Origin of the sequence: Pediococcus sp. M21F004, from assembly GCF_051122535.1 — a bacterium.
In the GTDB taxonomy this organism is placed as follows: domain Bacteria; phylum Bacillota; class Bacilli; order Lactobacillales; family Lactobacillaceae; genus Pediococcus; species Pediococcus inopinatus.
The window spans coordinates 145,179-161,286 of the sequence record NZ_CP177314.1; the positions used below are offsets into that span (position 1 = coordinate 145,179).

14 protein-coding genes are annotated in these 16,108 nt (G+C 39.2%); 13 read left to right on the forward strand and 1 reads right to left on the reverse strand.

The annotated features are described in order from the left end of the window. Positions 1-7 precede the first annotated feature (7 nt). The 9 genes from ACLHK8_RS00760 to holA all read left to right on the forward strand — a co-directional run bounded on the left by ACLHK8_RS00760 (position 8) and on the right by holA (position 10,531). On the forward strand, positions 8-3,439 hold the full coding sequence (locus ACLHK8_RS00760; RefSeq protein ID WP_063697751.1) for a pyruvate carboxylase: 3,432 nt from the start codon (positions 8-10) through the stop codon (positions 3,437-3,439). Between the two features lie 16 nt (positions 3,440-3,455). Continuing rightward, positions 3,456-3,731, forward strand: a complete 276-nt coding sequence (locus ACLHK8_RS00765) for a YlbG family protein (protein WP_057773586.1) — start codon at positions 3,456-3,458, stop codon at positions 3,729-3,731. A gap of 9 nt (positions 3,732-3,740) precedes the next feature. Further along, positions 3,741-4,304 (forward strand): 16S rRNA (guanine(966)-N(2))-methyltransferase RsmD, encoded by a 564-nt coding sequence (rsmD, locus tag ACLHK8_RS00770; RefSeq protein ID WP_434520341.1) that lies wholly within the window; start codon positions 3,741-3,743, stop codon positions 4,302-4,304. Continuing rightward, a complete protein-coding gene (coaD, locus tag ACLHK8_RS00775) occupies positions 4,305-4,781 on the forward strand; it encodes a pantetheine-phosphate adenylyltransferase (RefSeq protein ID WP_057773590.1) in 477 nt (158 codons plus the stop codon). It begins immediately after the preceding gene. A 12-nt stretch (positions 4,782-4,793) separates the two neighbouring features. Beyond that, the gene (locus tag ACLHK8_RS00780) at positions 4,794-5,840 is read left to right on the forward strand and encodes a SepM family pheromone-processing serine protease (RefSeq protein WP_057773592.1); all 1,047 of its coding nucleotides are present in this window, start codon (positions 4,794-4,796) and stop codon (positions 5,838-5,840) included. A gap of 102 nt (positions 5,841-5,942) precedes the next feature. Further along, positions 5,943-6,710 (forward strand): helix-hairpin-helix domain-containing protein, encoded by a 768-nt coding sequence (locus tag ACLHK8_RS00785; RefSeq protein ID WP_063697744.1) that lies wholly within the window; start codon positions 5,943-5,945, stop codon positions 6,708-6,710. 48 nt (positions 6,711-6,758) lie between these two features. After that, the gene (locus ACLHK8_RS00790; protein ID WP_057773596.1) at positions 6,759-7,241 is read left to right on the forward strand and encodes a ComE operon protein 2; all 483 of its coding nucleotides are present in this window, start codon (positions 6,759-6,761) and stop codon (positions 7,239-7,241) included. A 121-nt stretch (positions 7,242-7,362) separates the two neighbouring features. Next, positions 7,363-9,516, forward strand: a complete 2,154-nt coding sequence (locus tag ACLHK8_RS00795) for a DNA internalization-related competence protein ComEC/Rec2 (protein ID WP_197460028.1) — start codon at positions 7,363-7,365, stop codon at positions 9,514-9,516. After that, positions 9,494-10,531 carry a DNA polymerase III subunit delta gene (gene holA, locus ACLHK8_RS00800; RefSeq protein ID WP_434520342.1) on the forward strand — a complete coding sequence of 346 codons (1,038 nt, stop codon included), beginning with the start codon at positions 9,494-9,496 and terminating at the stop codon, positions 10,529-10,531. The genes ACLHK8_RS00795 and holA overlap by 23 nt, the downstream gene beginning before the upstream one ends. A 60-nt stretch (positions 10,532-10,591) precedes the next feature. On the opposite strand, the gene rpsT is transcribed toward holA, so the two are convergent. Continuing rightward, the gene (gene rpsT, locus ACLHK8_RS00805) at positions 10,592-10,846 is read right to left on the reverse strand and encodes a 30S ribosomal protein S20 (RefSeq protein WP_057773602.1); all 255 of its coding nucleotides are present in this window, start codon (positions 10,844-10,846) and stop codon (positions 10,592-10,594) included. Between the two features lie 277 nt (positions 10,847-11,123). Between rpsT and rpsO the strand changes: the two genes are divergently transcribed. The 4 genes from rpsO (at position 11,124) to tuf (ending at position 15,909) form a co-directional block, all read left to right on the forward strand. Continuing rightward, positions 11,124-11,393, forward strand: a complete 270-nt coding sequence (gene rpsO, locus ACLHK8_RS00810; RefSeq protein WP_057773603.1) for a 30S ribosomal protein S15 — start codon at positions 11,124-11,126, stop codon at positions 11,391-11,393. 423 nt (positions 11,394-11,816) lie between these two features. Next, positions 11,817-13,529 carry a ribonuclease J gene (locus tag ACLHK8_RS00815; protein ID WP_063697738.1) on the forward strand — a complete coding sequence of 571 codons (1,713 nt, stop codon included), beginning with the start codon at positions 11,817-11,819 and terminating at the stop codon, positions 13,527-13,529. A gap of 79 nt (positions 13,530-13,608) precedes the next feature. Next, on the forward strand, positions 13,609-14,532 hold the full coding sequence (locus ACLHK8_RS00820) for a hypothetical protein (protein ID WP_434520343.1): 924 nt from the start codon (positions 13,609-13,611) through the stop codon (positions 14,530-14,532). 189 nt (positions 14,533-14,721) lie between these two features. After that, complete coding sequence (gene tuf, locus ACLHK8_RS00825; RefSeq protein ID WP_057773609.1) at positions 14,722-15,909, forward strand: elongation factor Tu; 1,188 nt, start codon at positions 14,722-14,724, stop codon at positions 15,907-15,909. The last annotated feature ends 199 nt before the right edge of the window (positions 15,910-16,108 follow it).

The following is a 16,108-nucleotide window of genomic DNA, read 5'->3' on the forward strand; positions in this document are numbered from 1 at the left end:
GGTACTCATGAAAAAAGTTTTGGTAGCTAATCGCGGCGAAATTGCCACGCGAATTTTTCGTGCTTGTAAGGAACTATCTCTACAAACAGTGGCCATTTTTGCCAAGGAAGATGCGCTTTCGGTGCATCGTTTCAAAGCGGATGAAGCTTATCTGGTAGGCGCTGGTAAAAAGCCAGTTGAAGCCTATTTAGATATTGAAGATATTATTCGAATTGCGAAAGAAAATGACGTGGATGCCATTCATCCCGGTTATGGTTTTTTATCGGAAAATGAAGAGTTTGCGCGTCGTTGTGAAGAAGAAGGATTAACTTTTGTCGGGCCGAAAGTGGCCCATTTACATATGTTTGGCGATAAACTAGAAGCTAAATCAGTTGCAGAAAAAGCGGAAATTGCTACGATCCCTGGGACTAAAGATCCAGTGGCTAGTTTTGCACAAGTCCAAGCTTTTGCTAAGAAACACGGCTATCCGATTATGTTGAAGGCCGCTTTGGGTGGCGGTGGCCGCGGCATGCGAATTGTCCGTGAGCCATCAGAGCTGAAAGAAAGCTATGAGCGTGCCAAAAGTGAAGCCATGCAGTCATTTGGTAGCGATGAGATGTACTTAGAAAAATATTTACAATCACCCAAACACATTGAAGTGCAAATTCTAGCTGATCAATTTGGCAATGTTTTGCATTTATTTGAGCGCGATTGCTCAGTACAACGCCGTAATCAAAAAGTCGTAGAAATTGCCCCAAGTGTGACGTTACCTGAAGCTTTACGAAAACGCATTTGTGATGCTGCGGTCCGATTAATGCAGTCGGTTAATTATGTAAACGCGGCGACGGTGGAGTTTTTAGTGGAGAAGGATCAGTTTTACTTTGTGGAAGTGAACCCCCGGGTGCAGGTAGAACATACTGTGACGGAATTGATTACCGATCGTGATATTGTTCAATCTCAAATTTTAATTGCGCAAGGCAAAAACTTATTTACAGATCTTCATTTTCCTCAACAAAAAGATTTAACGTATCAAGGGGCTGCCATTCAATGCCGGATCACGACTGAAGATCCGACTAAGAATTTTATGCCGGATACCGGAACAATTGAAACCTATCGTTCTCCCGGTGGTAATGGGGTCCGCTTGGATGTCGGAAATGCCTATACCGGTGCGGTTATCACACCATTCTTTGATTCTTTATTAGTGAAAGTTTGTGTCCATGACAGCAATTTTAAGAATACGGCTAAAAAAATGCTCCGAGTTTTAGACGAATTCATGATTAGCGGTGTTCACACAAACATTGGCTTTTTAAAAAATGTGATCAGTCATCCTGTTTTCCAATCTGGAGAAGCAACGACCACGTTTATTGATGAAACACCAGAGCTTTTTGAAGTTGCTAGTGACATGAACCCAACCAATAAATTGCTTACCTACATTAGTAAGGTAACTGTGAATGGCACGGATGGTGTCCAACGGCACGAAAAGAAATATTATCCGGAGGCTTTAGAAAAAATTCAGCTTATCCCGCAAACTGTGGAAACCGGCAAAGATATTTTGGACTCAAAAGGGGCTGTGGGGCTTCAAAATTGGATTGCGGATCAGGAACAATTATTGTTGACTGATACCACATTGCGAGATGCTCATCAGAGTCTATTTGCAACGCGTATGCGAACGCACGATATGTTGCCGATTGCCAATCAGATTGACCGGGGAATTCCCCAGTTGTTTTCTGCTGAAGCTTGGGGTGGCGCAACTTTCGATGTTGCCTACAGATTCTTGCATGAAGATCCCTGGGTTCGGCTCCATGAATTAAGAAAACGGATGCCTCACACACTGTTACAAATGCTTTTCCGTGGGAGTAATGCGGTCGGTTATCAAAACTATCCGGATAATGTTATTCAGGAATTTATTCAACTGGCTGCCAAAAATGGCATTGATGTTTTTCGGATTTTTGATAGTTTAAACTGGGTACCGCAGCTGGAAACAAGTATTCAGGCGGTCCGGGACACTGAAAAAATTGCAGAAGCAACGATGTGTTATACCGGCGATATTTTGGATGGTCACCAGCAAACGTACACGTTAAAATACTACACCGATTTGGCAAAAGAATTAGAACAAGCTGGTGCACAGATGCTAGCAATCAAAGATATGGCAGGGGTATTAAAGCCAGAAGCTGCCTATCGCTTAATTAGCACGTTGAAAGAAACTCTGACAATTCCCATTCATTTGCACACCCATGACACAACGGGGAACGGCATTGCAACCTACTTGAGGGCTGCTAAGGCTGGTGTCGATATTGTTGATGTTGCCGCAAGTAGTTTGTCAGGAACAACTAGTCAACCAAGTATGAGCAGTCTGTACTATGCAATGGCTGGAACGAAACGCCAGCCAACGATTAATAGCCAAAACGTGGAAGAAATTAATCGCTACTGGAAAGGGGTTCGACCGTTTTATCAAGATTTTGAAAACGGGATGACCGGTTCTCAGACTGATATTTATCAAACGCAAATGCCAGGTGGCCAGTATTCTAATTTACAACAACAAGCGCAGGCCTTCGGATTAAAAGGGCGCTTTGAAGACGTTAAACGTGCGTATCGTCAGGTTAATCAGCTATTTGGTGATATTATCAAGGTAACGCCTAGCTCTAAAGTTGTGGGTGATATGGCGCTCTTCATGGTTGAAAATGGACTTACACCAGATGCAATTCTGGAACAGGGTGAGCACCTTGATTTTCCTAAATCGGTCGTTGATTTCTTTGCGGGCAATTTAGGCCAACCTGTAAATGGGTTTCCTAAACAACTGCAAAAATTAGTTTTGAAAAATCAGCTTGCCATTAGCGTGCGCCCAGGTAGTTTAGCGAAACCAGTTGATTTTGTGGCGTTTAAAAAAGTGTTAGATGAAAAATTGAAACGAGAGACTACTCCAGAAGAGGTAATTAGTGCGATTCTTTACCCGAAAGTTTTCGAAGACTTTGATAAGTTTGAAGAGACCTCGGGGCCTGTGACGCAACTAGATACACCAACGTTTTTCCAAGGAATTCGGCGTGGGGAAACAGTTGACGTGGAAGTGCATCACGGCGTGCATTTGATTATCAAACTTAATCAAATCGGTGAAGTAGATGAACAAGGGCGCCGGACGTTGTATTTCGAAGTCAATGGGCGTAAACAAGATATTGTGGTGCGCGATTTAAGTATTCACGAAACAGCGATCACCAAACGAAAAGCTGAACCAACCAATAGTAATGAAATTGGGGCGACGATGAGTGGCTCCGTACTGAGTGTGAGCGTGGCAGCAGGAGATAAAATCAGTAAAGGGACTAATTTATTGGTTACTGAAGCCATGAAAATGGAAACGACAATTCAAGCGCCGTTTGACTGTGTGATTAAACACATTTATGTGTCGGCCGGTGACGTTGTGGACACAAATGATTTATTGATTGAAATTGCGCCACAAAAATTGTAATCTAGGAGGCTTTTTGATGGAATTTAAACTTCAGCCGCGAGAAAGCATTATCGTTACTTTAGGTAATATGCGCCAAGTAAAGCAGTTAAAAAAATTTGGTATTTTATATTTCGTTTCAAAGAGCATGAAGTATGCCGTATTGTATACAGATCAAGATAAGGCAGAGCAAGCTTGTACAGCGATTGGCAAGCTCTCTAGTGTGAAACGCGCCGAAATTTCACCGCGCGCAGCCTTGAGAACCAACTATGATGATGCCGAAAGTACAGACTATAAACGAACAAACGAAGATTAGGTGAGATAAATGCGAGTTGTATCTGGAGATTTTGGGGGCCGCCGACTAAAGGCAGTTCCAGGAGTAAAGACGCGTCCAACTACGGATAAAGTGAAGGAATCCATTTTTAATATGATTGGACCCTATTTTGATGGGGGGATGTCATTAGACTTGTTTGCTGGAAGTGGTGGATTAAGTATTGAGGCTGTTTCTCGCGGAATTGATACTGCCGTGCTGGTTGATAAGCAGTGGCAGGCCATCCAAACAATTGAAGAAAATGTCAAGGTGACGAAGGCTGATGACCAGTTCAGAATTATTCGCCAGGATGCCAAAATTGCTCTGAATATTTTAGCAGACCAAGGGAAAAAATTTGATTTAGTATTTTTAGATCCGCCTTATAAATTACAAAAAATTACCCAAAATATGGCAAAAATGGTAAGCCTAAGCTTGCTAAACGCCGGTGCCATTTTGGTTTGCGAAACTGATCAATTTGCGAAGCTGCCAGAGACGTTGCCAAACTTTAAACTTTGGAAGCGCCAGGATTATGGCATTACAGAAGTGAGCATTTACCAATTTGACGAAGTGGGTGAGTAAATGAAAATTGCAATTTTTCCCGGGAGTTTTGATCCCCTGACAAATGGCCATCTTGATATCATTAAACGCGGAAGTCAGCTATTTGATGAATTAGTAGTCGCAGTGGGCATTAATACCAGTAAAACGGCGTTGTTTAGTACAGACGAAAAAGTTACTCTGATTAAAGAAGCGGTTGACTCACTGCCCAATGTTCGGGTAGTGACGATGCAAGGGCTGACTGTGAATTTATTTAAAAAGTTAGGTGCCACCACCCTTGTTCGGGGATTGCGGGATGAAGCTGATTATCGGTATGAACGTCAGATTGCCCAAATGAATCATCAGATGGATAAAAAAGTCGAGACGATTTTTTTGATGGCCCGGCCTCAGGATACGTATGTTGCTTCAAGTATTATCAAAGAAATTGCCAAAATGGGTGGCGACGTTTCGCAGTTTGTTCCCCAAAATGTCAGTGAACCATTAAAAGCTAAATTTAAGTAGGGATGATGTCGTTTGCAGAAATTACGTAAATTTTTAAAAAGGATTTGGCCCTTTCTTGTCGGAGTCGTTGTTTTATTAGTCCTTTTGTTCTTACCGTTACCTTTTTATGTAGAGGGTCCCGGAACGGCGGACCAATTGAGCCCGTATGTGCGGGTCAATCATCAAAAAGATACCCAAAAAGGTAGTTTCCGGATGACGACAGTTTCGATTGCGCAAGGCACACCGGCACTATATATTTATGCCAAACTGATGCCAAATTATGAAGTGGCCTCCGTTAGTGAAATAACGGGTAATCAAAATAATGCAACGTATAATAAAGTCCAAACTTTTTATATGAAGAGTGCGGTAAACCAAGCGATTTATGTGGCGTATAAACAGGCCCATCAGGAAGTTAAGGTTCAGTTTAAAGGAATTTATGTGCTTGAAATCGAGAAAAATTCGCAGTTTAAAAATGCCCTAAAAGTTGGTGACACGATTACTAAAGTTAATGGCCAACGGTTGGTTAGCGCTGAGGATGCCGTGAAAAAAATTAGTAGTCAAAAAGTTGGAGATCGACTGACAATCACTTATCAGCATAATGGTAAGATAAAGACTACTTCTGGAAAGCTCGTTAAATTATCAACGGGGAAACCTGGGATCGGCATTGGCTTAACTGATAATAACAAAGTTACCACTAAAGTTCCTGTTTCCATTGATTCCCATGGTGTTGAAGGCCCCTCGGCTGGCTTGATGTTCACTTTACAAATATATAGTCAGTTAACTCAGAAAAATTTGCGTAAAGGGCGTAACATTGCTGGAACCGGAACAATTGCCACAGATGGGACCGTGGGTGAAATTGGTGGGATTGATAAGAAAATTGTTGCTGCCAAAAAGGCAGGTGCCACAATTTTCTTTGCGCCTTATGTGAAACCGACGAAATTAGTGGAAAAGTATGAACCAGATCATCTCACAAATTATCAATTAGCTAAAAAGACCGCTAAAAAAGTTGCACCAAATTTAAAAGTGGTGCCTGTAAAAAACTTTAGCGATGCGGTAAAGTATCTAGAAACGCATAATTAAATAGGTTATGAAGAGATTTTTTTAAAAGTTATCGAAAAGCGATAATAAATAAAAAAAATCTCTTTTTTTGTCGTATCTTCTTAAAGAGGGGGATGAACGACTGTGATCGAAGAAATTTGGGAGAATTATAAAAAATATATTATTATTGGTGCTGGCGTGGCAGTGATTGCGATCGGAGCTTTTATCTTATTAGGAAAAAGAACCTCAACAGGCCAATCAGATGCGATGACCATGAATAGCAGCCAAGAGTCATCAGGCACGCAAAGTTTTTCAAGTAGTGCTAGTAGTTCGGAAGTAGCGCCGGCAACGACAAATACAGGATCAACTGTGGCTTCTAGTAGCCAAGTAATTTATGTGGACGTTAAAGGAGCAGTTAAACATCCTGGCATTTTTAAAGTAAAAACTTCTATGCGGGTAGATGATGCGATTAATTTAGCAGGTGGGATGCAAAAAACTGCAGATCGAAAGCACATTAATTTGGCACAGCGGTTAACAGATCAGCAAGTAATCTATGTCCCAATTCGCGGTGAGATCAAAGGGGCAGCTACAGGAACGGTTGATACGGAAGTAGTTGAAGAATCCGCGGGAAGCGCCTCATCTGGTGCGGCTAACAGTGCTGGGGAAATAAGTGATAGTTCGACGTCTGCAACAAGTGCAGGAGGAGCAGCTGCCGGCAACGGGACAGTGAATTTGAATAGTGCCACTAAAGAACAATTACAAACATTGACTGGAGTCGGCGAAAAGAAGGCAGACCAGATTATTCAGTATCGAGAAGCACATGGTAAATTTAAAGGTGTTGAGGAATTAAAAGAAGTGCAGGGAATTGGCGATAAAACATTTGAGGCTTTAAAGCCTCAATTGAGTGTGTAGGTTATAATAGGGTATTGTATATTTTACTAAAAGGGAGGAAAAATCATTATGAGTGATAAAAGAATTCCGTGGGATCAATATTTCATGACGCAAGCTGCATTACTATCCTTAAGAAGTACTTGTAATCGACTTTCTGTTGGAGCAACCATTGTGCGAGACAAACGCATCATTGCCGGGGGATACAACGGATCCGTTGCTGGAGACACACATTGTATTGATGAAGGATGTTATTTAGTAGATGGGCATTGTGTTAGGACGATCCATGCGGAAATGAATGCTATCTTGCAGTGTGCCAAATTTGGCGCGGCTACTGAAGGTGCTGAAATTTATGTGACTGATTTTCCTTGTCTACAATGTACCAAAATGATCCTTCAAGCAGGGATTAAAAAAATTCATTATTTACGTAATTATCATAATGATCCCTATGCCATGAGCCTTTTAAAACGAATGCACATTGAAGTACAACACGTTAAATTTACTGATGACGAAATAGCTGCCATTTCGATGGAAAAAGTTCTTAATCAAGACTAATCGCGAACCTTTCCCGTGGATTTTTATTGCGGTTTTAGCTATTCTTCTCGATGCTGTAATTACTAGTAAATTATGGTTTTTCTTAATTTTTACGAGTTATTGGATTTTTCGGATTTTTTGTTTGCATAGTAAGCGAATTGCCGTTTACACGATTTTAGCAGGAATTGGAATGAGCTTACTTTTTGTAGGCCATAAGGTTGTGCTGACTAATAGAATTCAGCTCAATCAAGCAGACTGGCGAGGAACAATCTTAGTTCAACCGGACGAGATCAAATGTCAGGGTGACTATTTTCAATTTACAGGAGCTGATGCTAACAAGCATCATTTACAAGTTTCAGGCTATTTAAAATCGGCTGCAGAAAAAAAGCGGCTCGAAAAAATTAACCGACCGATTCAGCTGGCAGTTAACGGCCAGCTACAAACGATCGATCAACCAGGCAATCTCAATCAATTTAATTATCGGACTTATTGCTATTCCAAGGGAATTACTAATTTATTAGGCAAGACCACTATTATAGGATGGCAGGAATACAAGGCTACCAATCCGTTAACTTGGGTGCTAAATTGGTTACATATTCTACGCAATAACATGCGGAAATATTGTGAGCAATTGCCTAAATTAATGAAAACTTACGCGCTAAGTCTTTTGATTGGCTTTAAAGACGAGGAATTTTCAGAGGATATGGAGGGTGTGACAACGCTTGGCCTGTTGCATTTATTTAGTTTATCAGGCCTCCATGTTTTCTATTTTTGCTGGTTATTACGGCGCCTCTTCTTACGAATGTATATAACAAAAGAAACAACATCCTTGTTACTTTTGTTATTGCTCCCTGCGTTTTTAGTGATTGGGGGTGGATCAGGCAGTCTGTTTCGTTCCATTATGATGGCGGAATTGGGGATGCTTGGAACAAAGCTCGGCAGACAACGTGTCCAACTAAACGTGTGGAGTGTGACCCTGTTAGTAAATCTTATGTTTGATCCGTATGTAATTTTAAGTATGGGTGGTCAGCTTAGTTACCTATTGTCCTTTTTGCTTATTTTCATTGGTAATTATTCGTCCTTTAAACGGGCCTGGGTTCTAAATATCGCGAGTTTACCCATTATCTTATTTCATACGTATCAATGGCATTTACTGACGTCGTTTGCTAATTTCTTGATCATTCCCATTTTCTCGAATTTTGTGATGCCGCTTGTGATATTAAGTGCCGCTACTTATTGGTTTATTCCTCAATTAACGAAAGTGCTTAATCTAGGATTGAGTCTGTTTCATTACTTAGTGACGGCATTGAGTCATGTGCCGGGACAAATTGTTTTTGGAAAATTGTCACTGGAGTTTACGGTTATTTTATTGGTGGTGTCATTAGGCTGGATTGCTTTTCCACGTTTAAAAAAATATTTTACTTTTACTCTAATAACCTGTTACCTTGGTGGATTTATTTGGATTCATTTTCCGTTGCATGGTGAAGTAACATTTGTGGATGTAGGACAAGGTGATAGTATTATGATTCGGACGCCGTTTAATCGATCAGTGACGGTTATTGATACCGGCGGGAAAGTAGGATTTCTAAAACCAGATTGGGCGCAGGGCCCGCCTAAAAGGCATCTGCCACCGGTTTTAAATTATTTACATAGTCTGGGCATAGCTAGAATTAATACGCTATGTTTGTCACATCAAGACGCGGACCATGTGGGAGATTCCGGAGTTTTGCTCTCAAAAATGACCGTAGAACAGGTAGTTATTCCAAAAGGAATGGAGAATTCCCGTGGGTTTCAATCAAAAGTTCAGCCTTTTCTAGGGCGGGCTAAAGTAACGCCAGTTCTAGCAGGGCAAAAAATAAAAAACTTACCTTTAGAGATTGTCCATCCGTTTGTGGCAGGAAAAGGTGAGAACCATGATTCGCTGACTCTGTGGGGGAAGCTAGGATCTGACACTTTTATTTTTAGTGGCGATTTGGACCAGGCGGGAGAAAAAGATATTATTGCTACTTATCCTAATCTACAGGCAACCATTGCTAAATTGGGACATCATGGCAGTAAAACTGCTTCTGCAGAAGAATATTTAAAGCAAATTCATGTTAAAATTGGAGTTATATCAGCGGGGAAAAATAATCATTATGGTCATCCCAACCCTGAAACGCTAACTACGCTAAAGAAGTTAGATATTCAATCGTTATCAACAATTGAAGAAGGGATGATCAGTTATCGGTTTACAAACCGAGGATTTACAAACTGGCGTTTCGTACGGAGGAATTATGAAAAAGATCCAATACACTGAACTTTTAAAAAGATTGACTGCACACAAAGTGGATTCCATGTATTTAATTTTGGGAAAGGAAAACTATCTTGAACAGCAAATTCAAGAAGCCTTCCAAAAACTTGTGCCTGAAGAAGAACGAGAGATGAATGTGGCTAGTTACGACATGGAAGTCACACCCTTGGGAGCTGCTTTGGATGATGCAACTTCCGCGCCTTTTTTTGGAGAGCGACGCATTATTTTTGTTAAGAATCCGTATTTCTTAACTGGTGAGCGACATAAGGGTGGTCCGGTTCATGATGTTGATGGTTTACAGGCTTATTTAGATCGGCCAGTTGAAACCTCTGTTTTAGTCTTTCTTGCGAGTTATGAGAAGTTGGATGGGCGAAAGAAAATTGTCAAAACCCTCAACAATCAAGCCATAACAATCCAAATCGGCAATCTAAATCAAAACCAAGTCAGTCAATTAGTGACAGCTAAACTTGAAGAAAATCAATATTCGATTGCTTCAGAAGCCTTGGAACAGTTGTTGTTTCGAACCGATTCTGATCTAAGCAAGATGATGAATGAGTTGCCTAAATTGATGTTATATAATGTCAAGGAACGAACAATTACAGTTGAATCAGTTGATGCACTTGTTTCAAAAAGTTTGGACCAAAATGTTTTTGATTTGAGCAATGCAGTTTTGCAGAAAAATTCAAAGCAAGCTATTGATATCTATCAAAGCTTGATCACCCAACAGGAACAACCACTTCGAATCAATGCTGTATTGGTTAGTCAATTTCGCTTATTATTACAGGTCAAAATTTTGCAGAATCAGGGATCCTCTCAAGGAGACATTGCCGGAACTTTAAAAGTTCATCCATATCGAGTTAAATTAGCAATGCAGACTAGTCGGCATTTTTCAATGAATGATCTGACGATGGGATACACCGGTTTGATAGATTTAGATTTACAGTTAAAATCTACTCAAAAAGATCCCGAATTGTTGTTTGAGCTGTTTTTACTCCAATTTGTTGATCAAAAGATTGCATAAAAATAGGTATTATAAAAGCCCGGAGATAAAATATCCCTGGGCTTTTATAATATTCATAAATTATTTAGCAAGTTGTTTTGTTAAACGTGATTTTGTACGTGCGGCTTTGTTAGCCTTGATTAAGCCTTTTGTTTTGGCTTGGTCAAGTTTGCTAATTGCTGAAAGGTATAAATCTTGTTTATCGTCAGCGCCATTAACAGCAGCTGCTTCGAACTTCTTAACGGCTGAACGTAAATTACTTACTTGTGATTGGTTACGTAAAGCTGCTTTTTCATTAGTCTTTACACGCTTCATTGCGGATTTAATAACTGGCATTTGATTCACCTCCACTAATCTGAAATTAATACTACAACAAGTGTTATTATACAGAAGACAGCAATTGAATGCAATAACAAATCGTCAAGTAATTTTACTTGATAGGTAAAACTTGGATTTTTGCGGGCTTTACAGACCTAAATTAAGGTAAAACTTGTATTTTGGATTTGAATTAGGTATGATATAACATGTGCCTAGCGCACGAACCCATACTTGGTTTTTCGAAACACCAACGAATTACCCAGTTTCGGGCAATATATAAAAAGGGGTGAAAAAAATGGCAATTTCACAAGAAAAGAAAACTGAAATCATTAAGAAATATGCTCGTAAAGATGGTGACACTGGTTCTACAGAGGTCCAGGTTGCAGTTTTAACAGCAGATATTAATGAAATCAATGCACATTTAAGTGTTCATAAAAAAGATTTTCATTCACAACGTGGTTTGATGAAGAAGATCGGTCATCGTCGTAATTTATTAGCATACTTACGTCGTACAGATATCAAACGTTATCGTGACTTGATCCAATCATTAGGTTTACGTCGTTAAAAAGAAAAAAGTGGGAGCTTCGGCGCCCACTTTTTTTGTACCCAAAATTTCGAAGCATTTCAATAAAAAATCAAAATATAGACTAAAATCATTTGTTTCTCTCATGTTTAAATACTTGAAACGCAACTCTTACTATAAAATGTGGTAAACTTAAAACAGTTTATACGTCGAGACAGAAAAAAGTTTAAAAACACAATAAGCGTGTGTTTCGTTAGGTAGATAGAATTTATAAGTTCAAACAAGTTACAAATAGAGTTTGATTGAATTTGTACTTGGCAACCGAAAATTCATCTAAAATGACACTCTAGGGTTTTAATTTAACTATGAGATTTTATGAATTTCATAGGCTATTAAGAAATCAGAGTATTTTGATAGATAGACAAGTAAAATAATGAAAGTAATTAAAATTTTGAGGTGGAATAAATGAGTAATAGTATTAAAATAATCCCATTCAGTGGGGTTCGTGAGAATGGCAAAAATATGTATGCCGTTGAAGTTAATGATGCCATTTATATTTTGGATTGTGGCTTGAAGTACCCGGAAAACGAGTTATTAGGAATTGATGTCGTCATTCCTGATTTTTCGTATTTGGAAGATCATAGTGACAAAATTGTGGGTGTTTTCCTTACCCACGGTCACGCAGATGCGATTGGAGCATTGCCTTACTTTTTAGACAAATTTCCAGTGCCTGTATTTGGGTCAGAAATGACGATTGCACTAGCTAAATTAAACGTTGAAAAAGATCCTAAATTAAAGCAATTTAGTGATTTCCATATTGTTACCGAGAAAATGGAAATTGATTTTGGTGACGTGACAGTTGGTTTCTTTAGGACAACCCATTCAATCCCTGAGTCTTTAGGCATTGTTTTAAAAACACCAGAAGGGCAGATTGTCTACACGGGTGACTTTAAATTTGATCAGACGGCCTCACCAGAATATGCAACAGATTTTGGTCGTTTAGGTCAAATTGGAGCAAATGGTGTCCTCGCTTTATTGAGCGAATCTGCAAATGATGAGAATCCCAAGCCTTCAACTAATGAACGAGATATCGCGAATTATATTCTGGAAACTTTTAAGTACCATCAAGGACGTATTGTGGTGGCCTCAGTAGCTTCGAATATTTTACGGATTCAACAGGTTTTAGACGCTGCTGCGCAATCTGATCGGAAAGTTGTTTTGACTGGTCACGATTTGGAAAAAATTGTAAACACAGCTCTAAGCTTAAATAAATTGCATTTGCCTGATGAAAATATTATTGTGCCGTTCAATAAACTTGCTAGTTTAGACAAAGACCGGACGGTTATTTTAGAGACTGGCAAAATGGGCGAACCAATTAAAGCTCTGCAAAAAATGTCTAACGATCCTGGCAAAGGTGTTCATATTGAAGCCGGAGATTTAGTGTTTATCACAACGACGCCATCCCATGCAATGGAAACCACTGTTGCGAAAACGAAAAATATGATTTATCGTGCTGGCGGTGAAGTTAAGGCGATTTCTGATGATTTGAATGCTTCTGGTCATGCTAGCAAAAATGATTTACAACTGATGATTAATCTTTTGAATCCAAAATACTTAATCCCAATTCAAGGAGAGTATCGGCTTTTAAATACTCATGCGCAGCTTGCTCGTGAAGTTGGTATGGCAGATGACCATATATTCTTAACCCAAAAGGGCGATGTCTTAGAATATAAGAATAATGAAATGCATTTAGGTGAGGGAATTGAAGTTGGTGACACCATGATTGATGGTATCGGTGTCGGTGACATTGGTAACATTGTATTAAGAGACCGAAAGATTCTTTCAGATGACGGGATATTTATCGCGGTTGTAACCATCGATCGCAAAAAGAAACTGATTATTGGCGAACCAAAAGTGACGTCTCGGGGGTTTGTTTACGTTAATAATACCGACCAAGATATTTTGAAGAAGAGTGGCAGCATTGTTACTGAAGTTGTGCAAAATAACCTTGATAACAAAGAATTTGATTGGGGTCACTTGAAACAAGATATTCGAGAAAAAATAAGTCGTTATTTGTTTGAACAAACAAAACGACACCCAGTGATTCTTCCTGTAATTATGGAAGTTAATCAACATCATCATAAAATAGTAAAAAAAGCTCCTGCAAAAGAAGCGTAGAGAATTAACGAAACTGGTAATGCTAGGATAGATGGCATTGCCAGTTTCTTGGTTTAGGATAATTATAGGAGATGAAAATGTGATTGAGAGTGAGCAAATAAAGCAGGCCGTGGCAGATGAAAACTGGCAAAAGGTCCTTAATCTAATTGAGCCAAATCTAGATGAAATTCAAACCAATTCAAAATTAAATTATTTTTTTGTGCTTAGTTTATTTCAAACGAAACACTATGTGGAAGGCTTGAAATATGCAAATGATGCCGTGGATTTTTATATGCAGGATGAACAGGGAAGAGAGCTGTACTTTTCTTTAATGTTGGCTTGCCAAGATTTTTTAGATGCTCATCGTTTTTTAGGAGTTCTTCACAAACATCATTTTGAAGATTTACAAGAATTTGAGGCTAAACTAATGACCGCGGAAAGTGAAGCTCGAGAGCAAAGTCAAACGTTGAACCAAAGATTGAAAAAATTCTATCATATAGGAGATTTAGCTATAGTAGCAGCCAACAAAGCACTTGAAGCGGCTAAACAACTACCGGCGACTGAATATTTTCAAGCTGCTCAGTTCATTTTCGTGGATCCTTTTGTGCACCCATTAATTCGAGCGACGGTTTTGGAGAATGTCGTGTTGATGGGACAGCAGGGGACGGTTAGCTATTATTGGTTGGATAAACAAAATCACGATGTGGTCCTCGATGATCTAAAGGGAATTTTGGATAATCCTGCCAATCAAAAATTAACTGATTCTTTACAAAAAAAATTGGCTAATCTAGATCCAATTATGTTGACCGGAATTTCAAAAGAAAAAGATTTGTATTTAAGCTATGTTTATCCGTTTGCAGACCAGGTCTTTTCGGATCCGGATCGTTGGGTGGAATACTGGCTGGACGAGTATTACGGACGGATTCATCAAGATGGAGAAGCCACCCAATCAATAGAAAAATGGCAAAGAAAATTCAAAGATTTTACCCAACAAATTTTAGATGGTACCGATTACAATAAGTAAAAAGCTATAAATAATAAAACTTTTTTAGCTTAATTGGTTTACAAATAACGTTGTTCTTTATATAATGTTTAAGGATTCTCTTAGGTGAGACTTGGCCTTTTTATGAGGATGTAGTATAATAGTTTTTAAAGAATCCAGCCACGTCAAGGGCTGAGTAATTCTTACGAAAAATACAGGAGGTTCGTATTAATGGCAAAAGAACATTACGAAAGAACAAAACCCCATGTAAATATTGGTACAATTGGCCATATTGATCATGGAAAAACTACTTTAACGGCAGCAATTACAAAGGTTTTAGCTGCAAAAGGTTTAGCTAAGGCTGAAGATTATGCTGATATTGATGCTGCTCCAGAGGAACGTGAACGTGGTATCACAATCAACACTGCTCATGTTGAATATGAGACAGAAAAACGTCATTATGCACATATTGATGCCCCAGGACATGCTGATTACATCAAGAACATGATCACTGGTGCTGCACAAATGGATGGTGCCATCTTAGTTGTTGCTGCAACTGATGGTCCTATGCCACAAACTCGTGAACATATTTTACTTGCTCACCAAGTTGGTGTTGACTACATTATTGTCTTCTTAAACAAGACTGATTTAGTTGATGATGACGAATTAGTTGACTTAGTTGAGATGGAAGTCCGCGAATTATTATCAGAATACGATTATCCTGGTGATGATATTCCTGTAATCCGTGGTTCAGCTTTGAAGGCTCTTGAAGGCGATCCAGAACAAGAAAAAGTTATCCTTCACTTAATGGATGTTGTTGATGAATATATCCCAACACCAAAACGTGAAAATGACAAGCCTTTATTGATGCCTGTTGAAGATGTCTTCACAATTACTGGTCGTGGAACTGTTGCTTCTGGTCGTATTGATCGTGGTGAAGTTAAAGTCGGTGATGAAGTTGAAATCGTTGGTTTGAATGACGAACCTTTGAAGTCAACTGTTACTGGTCTTGAAATGTTCCGTAAGACTCTTGATTTAGGTGAGGCCGGCGATAACGTTGGTGTCTTGCTTCGTGGTATTAACCGTGATCAAGTTGTCCGTGGACAAGTTCTTGCAGCTCCTGGTTCAATCCAGACTCACAAGAAGTTCAAGTCTGAGGTCTATATCTTAACAAAAGAAGAAGGTGGCCGTCATACGCCATTCTTCTCAAACTATCGTCCTCAATTCTACTTCCATACAACTGATGTTACAGGTGTAATTGAATTACCTGAAAACGTTGAAATGGTAATGCCTGGTGATAACGTTACATTTACTGTAGAACTTATCGAACCAGTTGCTATTGAAAAAGGCCTCAAGTTCACTGTTCGTGAAGGTGGACATACTGTTGGTGCTGGTGTCGTTTCTGAAGTTGATGACTAATTAATTTCAAATTCACACAGAAAAAAGATTCGGGATTCGTTCCGAGTCTTTTTTTGTAACCAAAATTCCGGATATATTTGTAATTTATTGAGAGTTTACGGGTGATATAGGAACATAAGCATTTACAATTAGCAACGGTTACGGTAAACTAGTACACGTATGCAATAGTAATTGTTAAACTACTTTTTTATTGTCGGAG